Source organism: Thermus sp. H19.2 (assembly GCF_054979525.1).
Map to the genome: position 1 here is coordinate 76,400 of NZ_JBUFDB010000002.1, position 18,621 is coordinate 95,020.

Consider the following 18,621-nt stretch of genomic DNA (forward strand, 5'->3'; position numbering starts at 1 on the left):
CTGTCAGGTACAAAAGCAAATTTTAGGCCGATTAGACCGACCTCACCCGACCACATCCGGAAGCGCCCTCGCGGCCTCCTCCAGGCGCTTGCGGGAGACGTGCACGTAGACCTGGGTGGTGCTGATGGAGCTGTGGCCCAGGAGCTCCTTCACCTCGTCAATGCCCCGCCCCGCCTCCACCAGGGCGCTGGCGTAGGAGTGCCGGAGCTTGTGGGGGGTGATGCGGTGCCAGTCCTTGAGCCCGGCCCGCCTCGCCACCCGCTTCACCATGGCCTCCACCGCCCGGGCGGAGAAGGGCTTCCCCCGGTTGGGCCCCGAGGTGTGGCTCCAGATGTAGGGGCTCGTGGGGTGGCCCTCGAGGTTCCGGTGCTTGAGCCACTGGTGCAGGGCCCGCTGGGCCGTGGGGGAGAGGACCACCACCCGCTCCTTGTCCCCCTTCCCCTTCACCCGGAGGGCGTGGGGGATCCCGTCCTGGTAGGTGAGGTCGGCGTAGGTGAGGGCCAGGGCCTCGGAGAGGCGGAGGCCCGTGCCGTAAAGGAAGGCGAGGAGGGCCCAGTCCCTGAGGGCCGCCTTGGGGGAGCGGTTCTGGTAGGCCGCCTGGAGGAGGCGGGCCACCTCGGGCGGGGTGAGGTAGACGGGGAGCCTGCGGGGGAGCTTGGGCCGCTTCACGCCCTCCGTGGGGTCCTTGAGGATGGGGAGGCCCTCCACCTCGGCCAGGTAGCGGAAGAGCTTCCTCAGGGAGGCCAGGACCCTCCCCACCCGCTGGGGGCTCACCTCGCGGGAGGCCAGGAAGGCGCGGATGTGCTGGCTCCCCACCTCCTCCCAGCGGGGGGGCCTGCCGTGGCGCTCCCGGAACCAGCGGGAGAAGAGGGCGCAGTCCATGAGGTACTCCCGGGCGGTGCGGGGGGAGCGGCCCTCCTCCATCTCCAGGTAGCGGCGGAAGCGGGCGAAGAGCTCGGCGTGGGGGTCCTGCGCGGTTCTCATGCTCGGTCCTCCTCAAAAGCGGGGACGGGCACGGTGGGCACCAGCCCACGGGCCACCTGGTGGAGCCTGCGGTCCAGGGTGAAGAAGCGCCCCTTCCCCTCCCTCTCCCAGAGCCAGGCGAAGGAGGCGAGCTGGAGGGCGTCCGCCCCTCTCAGGGGATGCTCCTCGGCCAAGGCGCCGGCGAGCTGGACCACGGGGGGGCTCAGGGGCACCCGGAGGAAGGAGGGCCAGTCGGCCCGGAAAGCGGCGCTCAGGGAAGCCTGGCGCCGTGAGGTGATGGCCCTGCCCCGGCGCAGGGCGTGGAAGGCGGCCAAGGTCTCCACATAGGCCAGGTGAGAGGCGGCGAGGAGGGCGCCCGGGCTCTGGGCCAGGTCCACCGCCCAGGCAAAGGGGTCGTCCCGCTCAAGGTAGTAGAGGCGCACCAGGACGCTGGTGTCCAGGAAGAGAAGCTCACCGGCGGAGGTCGTGGAGGACGGCATCCAGGGGGACTCCCTTCCCTTGGGTCCGCCAGGGCTTGAAGCGGGGCTTCGGCCTTTCGGGAGGCTCCAGGACCACCTCCTCCGCCAGGCGGCGCCACTCGGGGGCCTTGAGGAGGGCTTTCAGCAGGGGCTCCTTGGCCTTGGGCATGGCTCCATCCTACCTTCCCGGGGAGGGGTGCCCTCGAGGCCCCCCACCCCCGCTTTCCCGGAGTATAGCATTCGCAAAAGATTACTTTGGCGAAGTGCCCGAGGTAGGCCCCGACCGCCGGGGAACGCCGTCCCGAAGGGCGAAACCCCCGGAAAAAGGGGCGCGGGTGAGGAGCCGAGCCCGGAAGAAGGTTGCGACAAAAGACGGGGGTTTGCGACAAACTTGCGGACTTCCAGACTCACAGACTTCCGAAGTTCGGATGTCTGGAAGTGCACCTCGGGGTACCCAGGTTAACATGTGGGCATGCCCAGGGACGCCCTGAAACCGGAGGGCGAGGAGGCCAGGGCGGAGGTCCGGGACCCCCTGGAGGGGAAGCTCCTCCTGACCTACCAGGAGGTGGCGAGGGCCCTCGGCCTCTCCCGCCGCACGGTCTTCAAGCTGGTGGCGGAGGGCAAGCTCCGGCGGGTCCACCCCACCCCCCGCTCGGCCCGGATCACCAGGGAGAGCCTCCTGGCCTTCCTCCGCTCCCTGGAGGAGGAGGAGAGGCCCGAGGGGGCGGGGAAGAGCGTGGTGGACCGGGCCCGGGAGGTGCTCAGGCGCTTCGGCCTCTAGGAGGAAAGGTGGAGGAGGCGCAAGAGGCCACCAGGGAGAGGCGCGGGCCCCACATCCCCCACCAGGCCACCCTCTTCCTGGAGGGGAGCCTGGGGGAGGAGGGCTTCTCCAGCCCCCGCCTTCCCCGGGGGTGCCGGGTGGAGGTGGCGGGGTACGCCCTCACCCAGCCCGAGGAGCACCGGGGGGAGGGGGTCTTCGCCCTCTGGCCCAGGACGGACGGGGAGGGGAGGCTCGTCCTGGCCCAGGCGGCCACCAAGCTCAAGCGCCCCCTGGAGGGGCCGGAGCTCGTGGTCCACGGCCTCCTCCTCCACGCCGACCGGAGAAGGCTCGTGGTCCTCGTCCAGCCCAAGAGCGGGGAGGCCTTCCGGCTCACCCTGGTCCGGGCCCGGGGCTTCACCGCCTTCCTGGAGCCCAAGAAGGCCTACCGCTTTGAGGGAGCCCTGCGGGGGGGGAGGCTCCTCGCCGAGCGGGCCTTCCCCCTGGGGAAGTGGGCCCTGGCCCGGAAGGGAGGGAGGCCCCTCCCCGAGCCCATAGAGGGGGACCGGAACCCCTACCTGGAGGGGAGGCGGAAGCCAAAGGAGTCCCAGGAGGAGGCCCGAAGGCCCGCCCCGCCCGAGCCTGAAAGCCCCCCGGAGCCCCGGAAGAGGGAGGCGCCCCCGCCCGGGAAGGGGCCGAGGAGGGACCCGGCGCGGGTGCGGCGGGCCCCGGAAGAGGAGGAGGCTCCGAAGGACCTGGGCCTGCCTCCGCCCCTCCCCAAGGGGCAGGTGATGGGCCTGGTGGGGGAGGGGCCCTACTTCCTGGTGCTGAGGCCGGAGGCCCTGGGGGCGTGGTGGCCCAAGGTGGAGCGCCTCCTCCCCGAGTTCCCGAGGCGCCACGAGGTGCGCCTCTACCCCGACGGGAGCCGGGCGGTGGTGGCGTGGGACCTCGAGGCCCTCAAGGTCTGGTACAAGCGGGTGCTCAGGAGCCCTTGAGCCCCTCCAGGAAGCGGTGGACGGCGAGGAGCCCCAGGAAGGCCTCCCCCGCCTCCTCCAGGGGCACCTCGGCCACCGTCACCCCGTCCCGCAGGGCCACCACGAAGCCCCCCTCCACCTCCACCCCCTCCGCCCGCAGGGCCAGGGCGTAGGCCCCCACCTGGAGGAGGTGCTCCGGGTAGACCCGGGCCGAGGTCTTCAGGTCCACCACCACCAGCCTGCCCCCAAAGCGGGCCACCAGGTCCACCCGCCCGGCGTAGCGGTGCCCCGGGTGGAAGACGGCCTCCTCCGAAAGCAGGAGCCCGCCCCCGTTCCCCTCCCACCACCCCGCCAGGGCGAGGGCCATCCCCCGGAGGGGCTCCGCCTCAGGAAGGGGAGGCTTTTTCCCCTTGAGGTAGGCCTCCGCCCAGGCGTGGAGGTCGGCGCCCCGGCCCGCGGCGCTCCGGGCGGCCCCGTGGTGGGCCTTGGCGGCCCCCTCCAGGAGGCGGTCCACCTCCTCCGGCGTGAGGACCAGGCCCGGGGCCAGCTCTTTCCTCAGGTACTCCACCACCTGGCGCACGGCCCAGTCCTGGAGGTTCTTGTTCAGGCGTCCCGTGACCTCCGTGACCGAGGGGACCCTCTCCCACCTTTCCCCGTCCCGGGAGGCCTCGTAGCCGCCCCCGTTCCTGCGGTAGCGGAGGCGCCAGCCCCCGGGGCAGTCCTTGAAGAGCCAGTCTTCATACACGAGCCACCCCCGAAGCCCTGGGCTTTCTACAGGTTACCCCGGCCCGGGGCTAGGCCACCCGCCAGCCGGGGGTCTGGCGGAAGAGGGCGCCGCCTCCGGGAGCCCTCAGGCGCTCACGGGCGGAGGACCTCCACGGGGATCCCCAGGTCCAGCTCGGCCCAGGCCCGCTCTGCGGTGAGGGCGGGGAGGCCCAGGCGCCGGGCCAGGGCCAGGCAGGCCCGGTCGCCGAAGGAAAGGCCGCGGGTCCGGGTCAGGGCCCTGAGCCTGGCCACCTCCAGCGCGTCCTCCCCGGTAAAGGGGACCACCTCCACCGCGGCCCCCAAGAGCCCAACCTGCGCCATCCGGGCCTGGGCCTCGGCGGGGTCTTCCCCCCAGTCGGCCAGCTTGGAGAGGACCTCGGCCAGGTTCACCGCGCTCAGGTAAGCCCCCCGCTCCAGGGCCTCCGCCACCCGTTCGGCCCCGGGTTCCCCCTTGAGGAGGGCCAAGAGGGCGGAGGCGTCCAGGACCGCGGTCACCCTTCCTCCCGCCTGGCCTCCTCCCGCCGCTCGGCGAGGAGCTCCTCCACCAGGCTCCGCCCCGGGGCCACGTGGGCGAACAGGCCCAGGGCCCGGCGGGCCACCTCGCGGGCGCTAAGGAGCTCCAGGGTGCCGTCCTCCCGCACCCGGAGGAGGAGCCGGTCCCCCTCCTTGAGCCCCAGGGCCTTGCGCACCTCCGCGGGCAGGACCACCCGGCCCTTGGCTCCGAGGTGGGTGAGGTATTGGGCCTGGAAGGTGAGGTGTCCCATAGCATTAGGGTATCACGTTATACGTGCGTGTCACCCACCGGACTTCATCCACGCCTTTGGGGCCGGCCCCGCGGCCTGGCCAGGGGGGCTCCACCCGGGGAGAGGCGAAGGCCGGGGGGAGTCTGGGGGGCGCCCGCCCCCCACCTCGCCTACCGGGAGCTCTCGGGCGCGAGGGGGCGGCCTCGAGGGTGGTCTTAGGTACAAGGGCGCGGCCTCGAGGCGGGCGTGTACCTAAGACGCGGGGGTGGCCCCCGCCCCCTCCTGGGAAGGGGGAGGTGCGCCGCCCGGTACACCGGGACCGGGGGACCGAAGGAGCCGGGGAAGAGGGGTCTCTCCCCGTAACGAGGTCATAAATGAAGTGCACCCCCTCACCAGCCAGATATCCCTCCAGTAGGTCATTAGGCCGGTGAAGGGAGGCGGTTCACCCTGCACGTGCAAGGGGTAGTGCAGGCCATCTCACCCTTCCCGTAAAGCGTTCCTCTCGGTGAAGGTGAACCGATGAGAAACCGGGCTCCCGTCCCGGCCTTCCCTCCGCCCTTCACCGGGGCTACACTACTCCTATGGGACCCAAACCCCTCACGTGGTCGGAGTTGGCGGGCATGCTCGGGGTGTCCCGCCGGGCGGTGGCGGAGCTCCTCAAGACCTACGAGGAGGTCTTCGGCCCCCTGCCCCGCCGGGAGGGGCGCCGGGTGATCACCATGGCCGAGGCCTCCCGCCTGCTGAAGGCCCGCTCCCTGGTCCGGTCGGGGCAGGCCCCCTCCTACCGGGTGGCCCTGGAGGCGGTGAAGGGGGAGGCGGAGCTGGTGCCCGTGGCCCGGCTGGAGGGGCTGGAGGGCCGCCTCGCCGCCCTGGAGGAGGCCCTGCGCCGGGTGGAGGGGGTCCTGGAGGTGCTCCTGCGCCGCTCCGAGGCCCTGGACCCCGTCCTGGCCCTGGCCAAGCACCTGAGCCGGGAGCTGGAGGAGGTGAAGGAGGAGGTGGCCCAGACCCGCCTGGTGGTCTTCGGCTCCATCCAGGAGGTGGCGGAGCAGGACGCCGACGTCCTGGAGCGCCTCAAGGTGCCCCTCCTCCTCCGGGGCACCCCCAGGGGGGAGCGGGAGCTGGAGAAGCTGGGCAAGAAGGTGGGGGAGGCCAAGGTGGCCCAGCCCAAGAAGAAGGTGCCGTGGTACCTGGACGGCTAGGGCTTGGCGAGGAGGGGCGGCTCGGCACCCGAGGAAGCGCCCCCGCCCAGGGGCCCTGCTTGACCCTTTCCCCGGGCCGGGGAGGCCCTGCCCGCCTCGGTGGCCCGGTCGGGGCCTGTACCCGGGCGCCCCGGCGTCTTAGGTACATGGACCGGCGCCACGGGGCAAAGGTGTAACTAAGAAGCGGATCCCAACGCCTGGAGTTCCAAGAGCCCGCCTGGATCACGCTCCACACGAGCGCAGGAGGGTTCTTCCCTTCGTCCGTCTTGGCCCGGCCGCTCACCTTGGCGAGAAAAGCAGACGCCCGGGCCGCCCCGGGGGGCGAAGCACGGGTTCCCCGCGCGGGGAATGGGGGACCGTCTTAGGTACAAGGGGAGGGCCAGGAAAAGGCCTTGTACCTAAGACGAGAAGCCTCGGCCCCAGGCCCCACGCTGCCCCACCGAGCCAAGAGCCTCCTCTCCCCGCTCCAGGTAGCCCAGGGCCTTGAGGGCCCGCACCCGGTGCTCCGCCGGCACCCGGGGGTCCGTGGCCACCCCCCGCAGCACCTCCGCCGAGAGGAGGAGGTAGGCCCGGGTGGCCTCCTCCGCCACCCGGTACACCCCCATCCGCTCCACCGCCTCCAGGAGGGCCCCCACCCGCCCGAGGGAGAGGTGCTTCCTCGCCCGGGTGGCCGCCACGTAGAGCAGGTTCTCCTCCTCCAGGTGGGCCGGGTCCGAGCCCCAGTTCACCCGGGCCGCCGTCTCCTCCTCCCACCAGGGGAAGAAGTCGTCCCAGAGGACCACCCGGTCCCACTCCCTTCCCTTGGCCTTGTGGGCGGTGGACACCACCACTCCCGCGGCCACCTCCACTGGGGTCCAGACCCTCTCTAGGTAGGCCGCTAGGGCCTCCAGGTCGGGGTGCTCCTCTGCCAGGCGCAGCACCCCGTAGGCCGGGGCGTAGCCCGCCTCCGCCAGGGCCTCCAGCTCCTCCCAGGCCTCCACCATGGCCAGGTGGGCTTGCCTTGCAAAGGCAAGCCCGTCGGGTGTATATCTACCTCCTGATGGGCAAGCACGGCTTTGTCCGCAGGGAGGCAAGCCCCAAGGAGGTCCTGGAACACTGCCTGCGCCTGGCCCAGGAGGTGGCTCCACCCACCCCCAAGGGCAAGCGGGGCCGCCCCTGGCGCTACAGCCACGCCCTTTACCTGGCCCTCCTCCTTTACCGCGCCTTCTTCCGCCTCACCTACCGCAAGACGGAGGCCTCACTCCAGGACCTCATGGAAAGGCCCTTCCCTCCAAGGTGTTTCCCTGACGGGAAAGCAACCCACCAGTCCCTGGCCCGCTACGCCGTGCATCACCTGGACCCCGAACTCCTTGAGGCCCTCCTGGAGAGGCTTTCCCGGGAACTGGAGGCCCACCTGGCCTCCTTGCCTTCTCCTGAAGAGGAGGGTCAGGAGCCAGGGCGCCCCCAGGCCTCTTCCCCGGGAGCCCCTCCCGGGGCGCTTTCCCCCCCTCTACCTCATGGACACCACGGGGCTGGCCTACCGCAGCAAGGACCGGCTTCTCCGCTTTCGTCGGGGGAAGGAGGTACGGCGGGTGCGGGGGCACGCGCGGCTTCTGGCCCTGATGCGTTGGGATAGGGGGAGGCGGCTCTTGTGGCCCTGGGGTGGGGTGGCCGGGGAGGGCTACGCCCCGGACCCCCGGCTTGGGGGGAAGGCCCTGGGGCGGTTTGCCCTTACTGGGGGGTGGCTTTTGGCGGACGCGGGGTTTGACGGGAAGGAGGTTTGGGGGGCTTTGGGGGAGGCTGGGGTGCGGCCGGTGATCCGGCTTCGGGGCGGGGGCGAGGCCAGGGAGGAGGCGCGGGTGCGGGCGCGGGAGGGGTGGGACCCCGAGGTGTACCGGTTTCGCGGGGTAGTGGAGGGGGTGTTTGGGGGGATGAAGACGCGGCTGGGTGGGGGATACCTCATGGAGCGGAAGCCTTGGACGGCCATGGCGCGGGCGCTTTTGGAGCTCATCGCCTACGGCCTTAGGGTTCTTCTCTCCCTTCTCCCGCCCCCTCCGGGGTACAAGGCAATTTACTAGGCAAGCCCAAGGCGGGGGTACTTCGCCGGGTGGACCGGGGGCGGGGCCAAGGCCTTCGTGGAGGTGGACGGGGTGGCCTACCTGGTGGAGCGGGAGCTCGTCCTCGCGGCCCGTGTGGTAGGGTGAAGGGGATGGTCAGGGCCGAGCCCATGGAGCACCAAGGGCACGCGCCGGCGCATCTCGCGGGCGGGGGTTCTAAGCGCCCGCACCACTACTCCGCCGTGGTGCTGGCCGTGGGCCAGGTGGCGGTGAGGGAGGTGCGGGCGGAGAACGGTCAGATCTACACCTTCCACCGCCTCCGCCTGCCGGACGGGGCTTCCTTCCCCCTCCCGCGGGTCCACCGGGGGCGCCCTCTTTCCGAGCTTATCGGGGAGCGCCTTCTGGTCCACTACTGGCCCCGCACGGACGCCAGAGGCCTCCTGGAGAAGAAGCCTCTTTTGGGGAAGCTCAGGCCCGCCGGGGAAGAGGTCCTGGAGAAGCCCCTCTTCTGGGCCCAGGGCCGGGTGGCCTTCGTGGACCGGGAGGAGGGGAGGTTCGGCCTCCTGGTGCGGCCCAACCCCGGAGGGCGCCTCAAGGAGCCCTTCACCCTCACCCTCTGGGCTTCTCTCAGCCTCCTGGAGGGCCTCAGCGTGGGGAGCGGGGTCTACGTGGAGGGGGAGGTGCGCCTCGCGACTCGGCGCCTGGTGGTGCGGTGGGTGGAGCCGGTCCGCCTGTGGGACGATGTCTCTTGAGCCCAAGTTTGCGGCTAGCCACACGGAAGGGTTGCGCTTAGGCGCACCTTCTTGGTAAGCTTTTGCCATGCAAAGGGAACGCCTCGTGCCCCTTCTCGAGTGGGCGCGTCGGGAAGGAATATCAGAGAGCCTGGCCCGGAAGTGGATCAAGGAGGGCCGTTTGCAGGCGGTTCGCCTCGGGCACTACTGGTATGTCCCGGAGGTAGTGGATGGCCCGGAGCGGGGAACCCAGACCTATACCCTCTTTACCCACGCTGGGGGGGCTGGGAAGACCTCTCTTGCCCGAGATTTAGGGTTTGAGCTGGCCTCGAGGGGCTACCGCGTCCTCCTGGTGGACGCAGATCCCCAGGCCAACCTTACTGCCTGGATTGGTGTGAACCCAGGCGCGGTGGCGGACGAGGAAACTCTTCTTGGAGTCATCCGCCAGGACCTACTGCCTTCTCCGAGAGAAGTGGGGCGCAACCTTTACCTGATCCCTGCTTCGGTGAACTTGGCCCTAGGCGAGTTAGAGCTGGACCGCAAGCCCCTCGGCGCTCTGGCCCTGCGCACCGCCCTAGAAAGGGTCGACGGGAAGTACGACTTGGTTTTCGTGGACTCCCTGCCGTCCCTAGGCTCTCTTGCGGTGATGGCCGCCCTTGCTGGCGATGGTCTCCTCGTACCGGTTGAGACCGGAGCCAAAGGGATACAAGCCCTCAAGGCGGTAATCCAGGTGGCCAAGGAGTACCGGGAGGCCGTCCGGAAGGTGAGCCCGGAGCGTGTATCGGGAAGGAACCATATCATAGCGGCTTTTTTGCCCACCAAGTTTGACGCCCGGACTGCGGGTGACAACCGGGTTCTCCAAAGCCTGAGTGAGCTAGAGGAGGTCGCCCCCGTAGCTCCCCCGGTAGCCTACCGTCCAGGCCCCCATAGGAAGGCCACCGAGGGGCAGGTGCCTATTCAGTTGGTCGGGGACCGGGACGCCGCGGAGGAAATAGCCCGTCTCACAGACTTTTTGCTGCAAAGGGTTTTCCGGTTTGAGGAGGTGGCGGCTTGAGCGCTATCCGTGCGTACCTGAAGGGGCTCGTAGAAGAGGCCAAAAGCCCGGCCACCTCCTCCTTGTCCCTGGACCTCCTCGTCCCCTCCCCCCAGCCCCGCAGGCGCTTCGAGGGCCTTGAGGCCCTCGCCGAGAGCGTCCGGGAGAAGGGGGTCCTCCAGCCCCTCCTGGTGCGCCCCCTCGGGGACGGGAGGTACGCCATCGTGGCCGGGGAGCGGCGCTACCGGGCGGCCCAAATGGCGGGGCTTTCCGAGGTCCCGGTAAGGGTCCTGGAGCTTTCGGAGAAGGAGGCCCGCCTCCTCGCCCTGGTGGAGAACCTGCAGCGGGAAGACCTGAACCCCTACGAGGAGACCCTCGGGGTGCTGGACCTCCTGTCGGAAGACTTGGGGAAAAGCCGGGAGGGGGTGGTGGGGCTCCTCCACCGGATGCGGGACGAAGCCCGGGGCAAGGTTCCCCATAACGTTATGGGGAGCCCGGAGGCACAGAAGGTGGAAGAAGTTTTCCGGGCCCTCGGCCGCATGACCTGGGAGTCCTTCGTGCAAAACCGCCTCCCCCTCCTCTCCCTCCCCGAGGACCTGAAGAGGGCCCTGGAGGAAGGGGCGATTCCCTACACCGCCGCCCTGGAGCTCAAGAAGGTGAGGGACGAGGCCCTGAGGCGGGCCCTCCTGGAGGAGGCCAGGGCGGGGCTCTCCTTGCGGGAACTCAAGGCCAGGGTGCGGGAGGCCCTCAAAAAGGAGAAGGCTCCCAAGCCCTGGCACCGGGAGGTGGCGGAGAAGCTCGCCAGGGTGGACCTCGAGGCCCTGCCCCCGGAGAGGCGGGCGCGGGTGGAGGGGCTCCTCGCCGAGCTTAGGAAGGTCCTGGAAGGAGCGTGAACCGTGGACCACCGCCTCGGCTCCCTCGTCGCCTACCGCGGGCGCCCCTGGATCCTCGCCGACCGGGAGGGGGACCTCCTCTACCTCCGCCCCCTGGGGGGCGAAGACCTCCTCCCCGTGCGCCTGGACCTCGTGGCGGCCCTCCGCGAGGTCCTCCCCCACGAGGACCTCTCCCCCGCCTCCTTTCCCCCGCCCAAGGCGACCCCTCTGGCCTCGCCCCAGGAGTTCCGCCTCTTCCTACAGGGGGCGAGGCTTCTCCTCCGGGACGGCACCGCCCCCCTGAGGAGCCTGGGCCGGGTGGGGGTGCGCCCCAGGGCCTACCAGCTCGTCCCTCTCCTCATGGCCCTGAGGCTCCACCCCGTGCGCCTCCTCATCGCCGACGACGTGGGGGTGGGGAAGACCGTGGAAGCGGGGCTCGTGGCCCGGGAGCTCCTGGACCGGAAGCTCGCCCGGAGGCTCGCCGTCCTCGCACCGCCCCACCTCCTGGACCAGTGGGCCGAGGAGCTACGGGAGAAGTTCGCCCTCGAGGCCGTGGTGGTCTCGGCGGGAAGCCTCGCCCGCCTGGAGCGGAGCCTTCCGTCCGGAACCAACCTCTACCGCCACTTCCCGGTGGTGGTGGCGAGCGTCGACTTCGTGAAGCACGAGCGGCACAGGCCCCTCTTCCTGGAGGGGGCTCCCGAGCTCGTCGTCGTGGACGAGGCCCACGGGGCGGTGGGCGGCCCCAGCGAGGGGTTGCAGAAACGCTACGAGCTGGTGCGGGCCCTGGCGGAAGACCCGGACCGCCACCTCCTCCTCCTCACCGCCACCCCCCACAGCGGCCTGCCCGAGGCCTTCAGCCGCCTCCTGGGCCTCCTCTCCCCCGAGTTCGCCGCCTGGGACCTCGCCCGCCTGGACGAGGACAAGCGGGCCCGCCTGGCCCGGTACTTCGTCCAGCGCACCCGCAAAGACATCGCCGCCCTCTGGGAGGGGGCCTCCCTCTTCCCCGAGCGGGAGATCCGCTACGAGACCTACGCCCTCTCCCCCGAGTACCGCGCCCTCTACGAAGCCACCTACCGCTACGCCCGCGAGGTGGTCCGCCGGAGCGAGGGCCTCGCCGAGGGGCGGAGGCGGATGCGGTGGTGGGCGGCCCTGACCCTGCTCCGCACGGTCATGTCCAGCCCCCAAAGCGCCAGGGCCGCTCTGGAGCGGAGGGGGATTCCCCTAGAGGACGAGGAGGCCCTCCTGGACCTCGCCCCCCAGGTCTACGAGGGCTCGGAAGCCGCTCCCACGGACGAGGTGCCGGAGGCGCTGGTGGACCTCGCCGAGCGGGAGGCCGCGGGGGTGGTGGAGGAGGCGGGAAGGAAGCGCCTCTCCGGCCTCAAGCGCCTGGTGGAGGCCCTCACCCCGGAGAAGGACACCAAGCTTCAGGGCCTCCTCTCCCTCCTTTCGGACCTCCTCCGCGAGGGGCACCACCCCGTGGTCTGGTGCCACTTCGTGGACACGGCGGAGTACGTGGGGGAGGCGGTGCGGAGGGCTTTCCCCGAGGCCCACGTGGCCGTGGTCACCGGGCGGATGGACGGGGAGGCCCGCCGGGAGGCGGTGGAGGCCCTGATGGAGGAGAGCCCCAGGATCCTGGTGGCCACCGACTGCGTGTCCGAGGGGGTCAACCTGCAACGGGGCTTCACCGCCGTGGTCCACTACGACCTGCCCTGGAACCCGAACCGCCTGGAGCAGCGGGAGGGGCGGGTGGACCGCTACGGCCAGAGGGCCAGGCGGGTGGTGGCCGTGCGCTACCGGGGGAAGGACAACCCCGTGGACGAGAAGGTGGTGGAGGTCCTCCTCAGGAAGGCGGAGGAGATCCGCAAGGCCCTCGGGGTCCACGTCCCCGTCCCCGAGGAGGAGCGCTACGTGGTGGACCGCATGGTGCGGAGCCTCTTCTACGAGGGGGAGCGGCCACTCCTCTTCGCCGAGAGCGACCTCCTGGAGGAGCGCTGGGGCCGGGACGTGGAGCGGGAGAGGGAGAGCCGTTCCCGCTTCGCCCAGCGGGCCCTCCGCCCCGAGGAGGCCCTAAAGGCCCTCGAGGACGCCGACGCCGTCCTCGGAAGCCCCGAGGAGGTGCGGGACTTCGTCCTGCTTTCGGCCAAGGTGGTGGGCCTCGAGGTCAGGGAGCGGGGCGGGGCCTACGAGTTCCGCCCCTCCCCCGCCCTGCCCGAGCCCCTGCTCGCCCCCTTCCGGGATGCCGGGGGGAAGGAACGCCCCCTCCTCCTCGCCTTCCAGGACCCCCCTCCCGAGGGGGCGGTCTTCGCCGGGCGCACCCATCCCCTGGTGGTGGCCCTCGCCCGCCACTTCCTGGAGGGGGCCCTCCGGGGGGAGAGGGGGCGGTACGCGGCGCGGCGCGTGGAGGGGATAGCCCGGGCCCACTACCTCTACCTCCTCCGCCCCCGGTTCCTCCTGAAGAGCCGGGAAGGGGAGGTGGTGGGGGAGGAGGTCCTCCTCCTCGCCCTGGGCCCCGAGGGGCTCCTCGAGGGGGAGCGGGCGAGGGCCCTCCTCTCCCTGGAGGCCAGGGGGAACGTCTCCCCCGAGGAGGCGGGGGAGTTCCTCGCCCTCGCCCTCAAGCGGTACGAGGAGGGCAGGGGGGAGGTGGAGGCGCGCCTGAAGGCGCGGGCCCGGGAGATCCGGGAGGCCCACCGGGCCCTGAGGCGGGCGGCGAGGGAGCGGGTGGGGGACCTCGAGGTGGAGCCCGTCCCGCCCCCCGACCTGCTCGGGGTCTTGGTCCTGGTTCCCGCGAGGTGAGGGATGCGGGACTACGGCAGGTACGTCGACGAGGCCCTTCGGTTGGTGGCGCGACCCGTTCGGGAGCTGGTGCTGGAGGCTTCGGGGTCTCCGCCGCCGAACCTGAACCTAAAGGACCCCTACTACCTCTTCAAGTGGGCCCTCAGCAACTGGGAGGAAAAGTTCGCCCCGGCCTTGGCGAAAAAGCACGGCTTGGACGAGCCTACCCTCAGGCGCGTGAGGACTCTCCTCTTCACCCTCAAGGACGCGAGGAACGCCTGGGCCCACCACGACCCCTGGCGGGACCGGGAGGAGTGGGCGCGCCAGGTCCTTCTCAGCGCCGCTCAGCTCATGGGCCTGCTAAACAGAAAAGAAGAAGCGGGGACCCTCTTGGAGCTGGAGAAGCGGGTCTTGGCGCGGTTTTCAAGCCCTCCCCCGGTCGAAGGCGAGGCGGGCCTGGCGGAGAAGCCAAGCCCGGCCCAAGCCCTTGAGGTTTTCAGGAAGGCCCTCGAGGCCAGGCTCGGCTATCCGGGAGACGGCCAGGGTTTTCCCTCTTGGCCCGTCACTCCCGGAATCCGCCAACCCTCGTGGGTCCTGTCGATTCTAGACTGGTTGTACCGCTCTTTGAGAGAAGGGGGCATAATCTCCCTCCTTCAAAAAGCGGAGCCAGACGAGGAAGAAGCCCATGTAGTTGCCTCGGAGCTCGTAGAGCGCATGGTGGACTACCAGCCCCTGGAGGGACTGATTTGGTCCCATGCCTTGATGTGGATGTTTTGGCGCCTTGAATACCTGTACGAGATCCTCGATGAAGAAGAGCTCACCGAGTCTTGGACCAAGCAGGTAGACCTCTTCGCCGCTCATCTGGGCACATCGCTGGCGGAGGCCGAACTCGCTATGACCCTTTACGTCATTCCCTTCGCAGACAAGAAAAAGATTCTCTACGGCTTCCTGGAAGAGGATCAAAAGGCTCAGGACTTGCTGAGCCGCCGATGGGATCTCATCGAGGCCTTCCGTCAGAAGCACCCGGACCTCAAGCCCGAAGAGGCGGTCAAAGCCCTTCGCGAAGATCCCGCCTTCGTGGAGATCGAGGAAGAGCTAGAAAAGCGGCGGGAGCGGTACAGAAAGAAGCTCAGGAGAAAATACCTCGCACGCATTCAGGAGTTATTGAACAGCCGTCCCGAGAAAATCCCGGAAATCCTGGGGATGAAGGAGGAAATGGAAAGTAGCCTGTACTTGAGACTGTTTTGGTGGTTTTGGAAGCTGGAGAAGGAGCCGTGATCGAAATGGTCGCCGAACCAAAGGCTTCGAGGACAAGAGAGAGGGAAAACGCCCTCCGCCTCGAGGGCGGCCTCTTCGGCCCCGAGTTCCTGGCCCTTCTGGAGAAGGGGGCCGTGCCCTTCCAGACCCCGGGGGACTTCGGTCTTCCCAAGGGGCGCTCCCTTCTGGAGGAGATCGCCGAGGCCTACCGCGAGGCCAAGGCCCTCTACGCCCTCTTCCGGGCGAGGCTGGAGCGGGCCCTGGGCACCGAGGCCGAGGGGGAGGTGACCCGGGAGCGGTGGGTGAAGCCCTTCCTCTCTCTCTTGGGCTACCACCTGGACTACCGGGGACACGCCGAGGCGGGGGGCAGGAAGTACGAGATCCTCTACCGGGCGGACGAGGAAAAGGAGGCCCCCCCGGTCCACGTGGTGCCCTGGAGCCAGGACCTCTCCCGGGCCACCCGGAGGGGCCGCTTGTACTGCGGCCCTAAATTTGGACCACCTTACCCGTCAGTTTAAGTCAGGACTCCCACCCCCTTTCAACAGGCTCTCCGAAAAGGCCTCGGGCGTCATGTAATCCAAGGCCGAGTGAGGACGCTTACGGTTGTACACCTGGAAGACAAACCGCTCCACCGAGGTCCGTGCCTCTTGCAAGGTCCTATACTCCCGTAACGCCACCCACTCCTCTTTGATCGTCCGGATCAACCGCTCCGCGTGCCCGTTCTCCCAAGGCCTCCCCGTCCCCGCGTAACTGAGCCGCACCCCTAGCCCCAAAAGCCGCTCCACATACGCCCTGGAGGTGTACTGCACCCCCCGGTCCGAATGGTGCACCTCCGGACACCCCTCCCTCAAGGCCATCTCCAGCGCTCCCAGGGTCAGCCCCTGGGAAAGCCTGGGCCCCAGGGCCACCCCCAGCACCTTCCGGGTGTGGAGGTCCATCACCACCGCCAGGTAGGCCACCCCCTCCCCCAGGACCACGTAGCTCAGGTCCGCCACCCACACCTGGTGCGGGCGGGTCACCGCGAGTCCCGGCAGGAGGTTCTTCACCCCTTCCGGGAGAAGGCCCCCTGGGGAGGTGGTCCTGGGAGGGGGAGGCTTCCGAGCAAGAAGCAGACCCTCCTCCCGCATCAGGGAGCACACCCGCTTCTTTCCCACCTGGAAACCTTCCCCCCGCAGGAGGGCGGTGAGGCGCCGGTAGCCGTACCGGGGCCAGGCCTCCGCCAGGGCCCGCAGGCGTTCCCGGAGGGCCCTCTCCTCGGGAGGGGGGTCCTGGGGCCGGTAGTAGAGGGTGCTCCGGGGCACCCCGAGGACCCGGGAAAGCAGGCGGAGGGGGTAGGCTCCCTTGGTCACGGGCGTAGCCCGTACCTTGAGGGCCTTCACCAGCTCCCGCCTTTCCTTTGCCGGTAGAGCCCCGAGGCTTTTTTTAGGACCTCCACCTCCAGGGCCAGCTGGCCCGCCAGGCGCTCCAGCTCGCGGATACGGGCCTCCTGCTCCGCGCAGCCGGAGGTGAAGGCGGCGTGGGCGTTCTCCATGGTCAGCGAAGCTATCTTGTCTTCTCGTTGCCAGCGGTAAAGGAGGGACTCCGCCACCCCATAAGCCCGGCAGGCTTCGGCCACGGTCCTTTGACCGGACAGGATTTCCAAGACGATCTTTGCCTTTTCCTTTGCCGACCACTTGCGCATCTTGCTACCCCTTCAGACTACACCCCTTAGCCTCTCTCTTGGGGTGGTCCAAATTTGGGGCAGCACTTCACAAAGCACCTTGGGGTACCCGTAGAACCGCAGGAAGGCCCCCGAATCCTGTACCTACAGCCCCACCACCCCCGGGTACCGCGAACCCCAGGCGGCCTTCACCTCCTCCAAGGCCCCAAGAGCTTCTTCCCGGCCCTCCGCCCCGTACACCCGCCTCAGGTCCTCCGCCAGCAGGCCCCGGTCCCGCGCCCGCACCTGGGACAGGCTCCACCGCACCCCGTGCACCACGCACCGCTGCCACTCCGCCTGAGGGTAGACCTTGCGGATAGCCTTTCGGTGTTCGCCTGACGGCGAAGCAGCGGGAAGCCCGGGCAACCCGTCGGTGATGAGGAGCAACACCCGCCGCAGACCCCGTTGCCAAAGCTCCCCCAGTACCCCCTCCCATCCCAGGGCGCTCTCCGTGGGCAACAGCCAGAACCCCAGGACCCGCCTCTGCCCATCAGGGGTGATCCCCAGGGCCACATACACGCATTCAAGATACGCTTGCGCGTGACCCCGCACGATCCCTTCTCCTTCCCTGAAGACCTTTAGGGAAAGCCCGTCCAGGTAGACGAAGGCCATCTCCTCGGGCAAAAGCCGGGTGCGGAAGGCTCCTGCCGCCTCCAGGACTTGGTCGGTCAGAGCGCTTAAGGTCTCGTGGGAGTAGCGGTGGCCTAAGAGCAGGCTCAATAGACGAACGTAGCCTTCGGCTGACCGGCCGCCTTGCGCTGGCTGACCCCGGCGGCGTAAGTCAGCCCCGAAGGGGCTACCTTGAGGGCCACGGCCACTGGAACGTAGCCTTCGGCTGACCCCCCACGTCCACCAGGCGGCGGGCGTAGGGCTTAAGGAAAGCCGGGTAATACCGAGATTCCCGATCCCTAGGGACCTTCAGGTCCACCTGGCCGAAGGCGGTCTCCAGCTTGCGGGGGTAGTAGCCGTTCCTGCGGCCTCCGTGCACCTGCAAGAAGGCCGTCCGGTCCAGCTCCAGAACCGTCTGCAAAACCTCGGCCACCGTCTCCCGCACCGCTTCCCTCAGCACGATTCGCAAGGTATCCTGGTCCACGGGGCACCTCCTCGTTCCAAGGTGTGCCCCCCTATTAAACACGGACTCTTACACATAAATCCTTACACGACCGCCCGTAGGCCACCAGCCCCAAAGCCCAGACTTGACCGCTATACTGCATAGAGCCCCAGGAACTTGAGGGCGGAGAGGGGATGGAAGGAGAAGGCCTCCATGGCCGCCTTCTTCTCCCTGACCCCTCGGCGGTGGAAGAGGGAGACCAGAAAGGCCCGGAGGACCGCCAAGACCCGCGCCCCCACCCCCCGCACCTGGCAGGCGTCTTCACGGAAGAGAACGTCCCGCACCCAAAAGGACCGGTTCTCCACCTCCCACCGGGAAAGGAGAAGCTCCCCAAGCCGCCTCGCCTCCGCCACCTCCGGCCCCAGGCTGGTGAGGGCGTAGCTCACCGCGCGCCGCACCTCCCCCGTCCCCTTGTGCACCACCTCCCGCTCCAGCCGCACCACCTGCCGGCACGCGGGAAAGGCGCGTACCTCTTCCGGCAAGTGGGGGGAGGCCCAGACCCGGTAGGTCCACACCTCCCCGTCCCGCGCCAGATTCCACACCGCCTCGGTCTCCCCGGGAAGCCGCCTCTCCTCCATCCCCTTGAACACCTCCAGAGCCCACTCCAGCAGTTCCCCCTGGTTGGCCTTCAAAAGGAAAAGGTAGGCCCCCCTTTTTGCACCACCTTCCCCGCCACCTCCGGGTACAGGTACCCCGCGTCCCCCACCACCACCTTCCCCTTGAGCCCCTCCGCCCCAAGGCGGTCCAGGAGCTCCAAGAGGGCTCCGTCCTCCCTCCCCTCCGCCTGGGCCTGGGCCAGGGTGGTCCGCAGACCCAGGGCCAGGACCTCCACCAGCCTGACCTGGGGGCTTTTCCCCTTGCCGCTTCCCCGAAGGTGCTTCCCGTCCACCACCAGGACCTCCCCCAGCTCCACTTCGGGAAAGACCTTGAGCAGGGCTTCCTGGAGCTTATGGGGGTCCAGGCGGTGCAGGAGAAGGGTGAGGATGGTGTGGCCCGGGGGCTTGCGCAGGCCGAGGTGGGGCAAGAGGTGAGGGTTGGCGCGGGCGAAGCGTTCCACGCCCCTCAGGGAGTCCACGCGGAACTGCTTTCCCGTCAGGGAAACACCTTGTGGAAAGCCACCAGGATGAGGGCCAGGAGGCCCCACAGGGGGTACCGCCGGTTGCGGGCCCGGGGGTCGGGGATCTGGGACAGGGCTTCGCGTAGGGTCATGCGTCTTCTTTACCCCAGGGG

17 protein-coding genes and 3 pseudogenes are annotated in these 18,621 nt (G+C 69.5%); 10 read left to right on the forward strand and 10 right to left on the reverse strand.

All coding sequences use genetic code 11. The features are described 5' to 3' along the window. Positions 1 to 42: 42 nt before the first annotated feature. Genes ACY5J6_RS12625 through ACY5J6_RS12635 form a run of 3 tightly spaced genes read right to left on the reverse strand, consistent with a single transcriptional unit; the run spans position 43 to position 1,611 of the window. Positions 43 to 984, reverse strand: coding sequence for a tyrosine-type recombinase/integrase (locus tag ACY5J6_RS12625; RefSeq protein WP_462846724.1), 942 nt, complete (start codon positions 982 to 984; stop codon positions 43 to 45). Continuing rightward, positions 981 to 1,463 carry a type II toxin-antitoxin system VapC family toxin gene (locus tag ACY5J6_RS12630; RefSeq protein ID WP_462846725.1) on the reverse strand — a complete coding sequence of 161 codons (483 nt, stop codon included), beginning with the start codon at positions 1,461 to 1,463 and terminating at the stop codon, positions 981 to 983. The genes ACY5J6_RS12625 and ACY5J6_RS12630 overlap by 4 nt, the downstream gene beginning before the upstream one ends. Beyond that, positions 1,435 to 1,611, reverse strand: a complete 177-nt coding sequence (locus ACY5J6_RS12635) for a hypothetical protein (protein ID WP_022799483.1) — start codon at positions 1,609 to 1,611, stop codon at positions 1,435 to 1,437. The genes ACY5J6_RS12630 and ACY5J6_RS12635 overlap by 29 nt, the downstream gene beginning before the upstream one ends. A gap of 303 nt (positions 1,612 to 1,914) precedes the next feature. Between ACY5J6_RS12635 and ACY5J6_RS12640 the strand changes: the two genes are divergently transcribed. Together ACY5J6_RS12640 and ACY5J6_RS12645 are read left to right on the forward strand one after the other, a co-directional pair. Continuing rightward, a complete protein-coding gene (locus ACY5J6_RS12640; RefSeq protein ID WP_462846726.1) occupies positions 1,915 to 2,223 on the forward strand; it encodes a helix-turn-helix transcriptional regulator in 309 nt (102 codons plus the stop codon). A gap of 8 nt (positions 2,224 to 2,231) precedes the next feature. Then, positions 2,232 to 3,194: a hypothetical protein gene (locus ACY5J6_RS12645; protein ID WP_462846727.1), complete on the forward strand. Its 963-nt coding sequence runs from the start codon at positions 2,232 to 2,234 to the stop codon at positions 3,192 to 3,194. Here the strand turns inward: ACY5J6_RS12645 and ACY5J6_RS12650 are convergent. From ACY5J6_RS12650 to ACY5J6_RS12660, 3 genes are all read right to left on the reverse strand, one after another. Then, the gene (locus tag ACY5J6_RS12650; protein WP_462846728.1) at positions 3,181 to 3,918 is read right to left on the reverse strand and encodes a PD-(D/E)XK nuclease family protein; all 738 of its coding nucleotides are present in this window, start codon (positions 3,916 to 3,918) and stop codon (positions 3,181 to 3,183) included. The two genes, ACY5J6_RS12645 and ACY5J6_RS12650, sit on opposite strands and share 14 nt — an antisense overlap. Positions 3,919 to 4,031: 113 nt before the next feature. Continuing rightward, positions 4,032 to 4,433: a type II toxin-antitoxin system VapC family toxin gene (locus ACY5J6_RS12655; RefSeq protein WP_462846729.1), complete on the reverse strand. Its 402-nt coding sequence runs from the start codon at positions 4,431 to 4,433 to the stop codon at positions 4,032 to 4,034. Then, positions 4,430 to 4,702: an AbrB/MazE/SpoVT family DNA-binding domain-containing protein gene (locus tag ACY5J6_RS12660; protein WP_126247978.1), complete on the reverse strand. Its 273-nt coding sequence runs from the start codon at positions 4,700 to 4,702 to the stop codon at positions 4,430 to 4,432. The genes ACY5J6_RS12655 and ACY5J6_RS12660 overlap by 4 nt, the downstream gene beginning before the upstream one ends. 560 nt (positions 4,703 to 5,262) lie before the next feature. Here ACY5J6_RS12660 and ACY5J6_RS12665 point away from each other — a divergent pair. Further along, complete coding sequence (locus ACY5J6_RS12665) at positions 5,263 to 5,880, forward strand: hypothetical protein (protein ID WP_462846730.1); 618 nt, start codon at positions 5,263 to 5,265, stop codon at positions 5,878 to 5,880. A 398-nt stretch (positions 5,881 to 6,278) separates the two neighbouring features. On the opposite strand, the gene ACY5J6_RS12670 is transcribed toward ACY5J6_RS12665, so the two are convergent. Then, positions 6,279 to 6,863, reverse strand: coding sequence for a 3'-5' exonuclease (locus ACY5J6_RS12670; protein WP_462846731.1), 585 nt, complete (start codon positions 6,861 to 6,863; stop codon positions 6,279 to 6,281). Between the two features lie 489 nt (positions 6,864 to 7,352). On the opposite strand from ACY5J6_RS12670, the pseudogene ACY5J6_RS12675 reads away from it, so the two are divergent. The 7 genes and pseudogenes from ACY5J6_RS12675 to ACY5J6_RS12705 all read left to right on the forward strand — a co-directional run. After that, positions 7,353 to 7,937, forward strand: a pseudogene (locus tag ACY5J6_RS12675) (transposase); the annotation flags it as partial. Positions 7,938 to 8,068: 131 nt separating this feature from the next. After that, a complete protein-coding gene (locus ACY5J6_RS12680) occupies positions 8,069 to 8,668 on the forward strand; it encodes a hypothetical protein (protein ID WP_462846732.1) in 600 nt (199 codons plus the stop codon). A gap of 67 nt (positions 8,669 to 8,735) precedes the next feature. Next, on the forward strand, positions 8,736 to 9,701 hold the full coding sequence (locus ACY5J6_RS12685; protein ID WP_462846733.1) for a ParA family protein: 966 nt from the start codon (positions 8,736 to 8,738) through the stop codon (positions 9,699 to 9,701). Continuing rightward, a complete protein-coding gene (locus ACY5J6_RS12690) occupies positions 9,698 to 10,573 on the forward strand; it encodes a ParB/RepB/Spo0J family partition protein (RefSeq protein ID WP_462846734.1) in 876 nt (291 codons plus the stop codon). The genes ACY5J6_RS12685 and ACY5J6_RS12690 overlap by 4 nt, the downstream gene beginning before the upstream one ends. Before the next feature lie 3 nt (positions 10,574 to 10,576). After that, positions 10,577 to 13,345, forward strand: a complete 2,769-nt coding sequence (locus ACY5J6_RS12695; protein ID WP_462846735.1) for a helicase-related protein — start codon at positions 10,577 to 10,579, stop codon at positions 13,343 to 13,345. A 3-nt stretch (positions 13,346 to 13,348) separates the two neighbouring features. Next, complete coding sequence (locus ACY5J6_RS12700; protein WP_462846736.1) at positions 13,349 to 14,602, forward strand: hypothetical protein; 1,254 nt, start codon at positions 13,349 to 13,351, stop codon at positions 14,600 to 14,602. Further along, positions 14,599 to 15,099, forward strand: a complete 501-nt coding sequence (locus ACY5J6_RS12705) for a hypothetical protein (protein ID WP_462846737.1) — start codon at positions 14,599 to 14,601, stop codon at positions 15,097 to 15,099. The genes ACY5J6_RS12700 and ACY5J6_RS12705 overlap by 4 nt, the downstream gene beginning before the upstream one ends. On the opposite strand, the gene ACY5J6_RS12710 is transcribed toward ACY5J6_RS12705, so the two are convergent. From ACY5J6_RS12710 to ACY5J6_RS12720, 3 genes and pseudogenes are all read right to left on the reverse strand, one after another. Next, positions 15,091 to 16,262, reverse strand: a protein-coding gene (locus ACY5J6_RS12710; RefSeq protein WP_462845468.1) for an IS3 family transposase whose coding sequence is annotated in 2 segments (ribosomal slippage) — positions 15,091 to 16,007 and positions 16,007 to 16,262 — 1,173 coding nt in all. Because the reading frame shifts where the segments join, the coding sequence is not laid out codon by codon here. The genes ACY5J6_RS12705 and ACY5J6_RS12710 overlap by 9 nt on opposite strands. 126 nt (positions 16,263 to 16,388) lie before the next feature. Then, positions 16,389 to 17,415: pseudogene (locus ACY5J6_RS12715) on the reverse strand (IS256 family transposase); the annotation flags it as partial. A 68-nt stretch (positions 17,416 to 17,483) separates the two neighbouring features. After that, positions 17,484 to 18,600 (reverse strand): annotated as a pseudogene (locus ACY5J6_RS12720) (ISAs1 family transposase). Between the last annotated feature and the right edge of the window lie 21 nt (positions 18,601 to 18,621).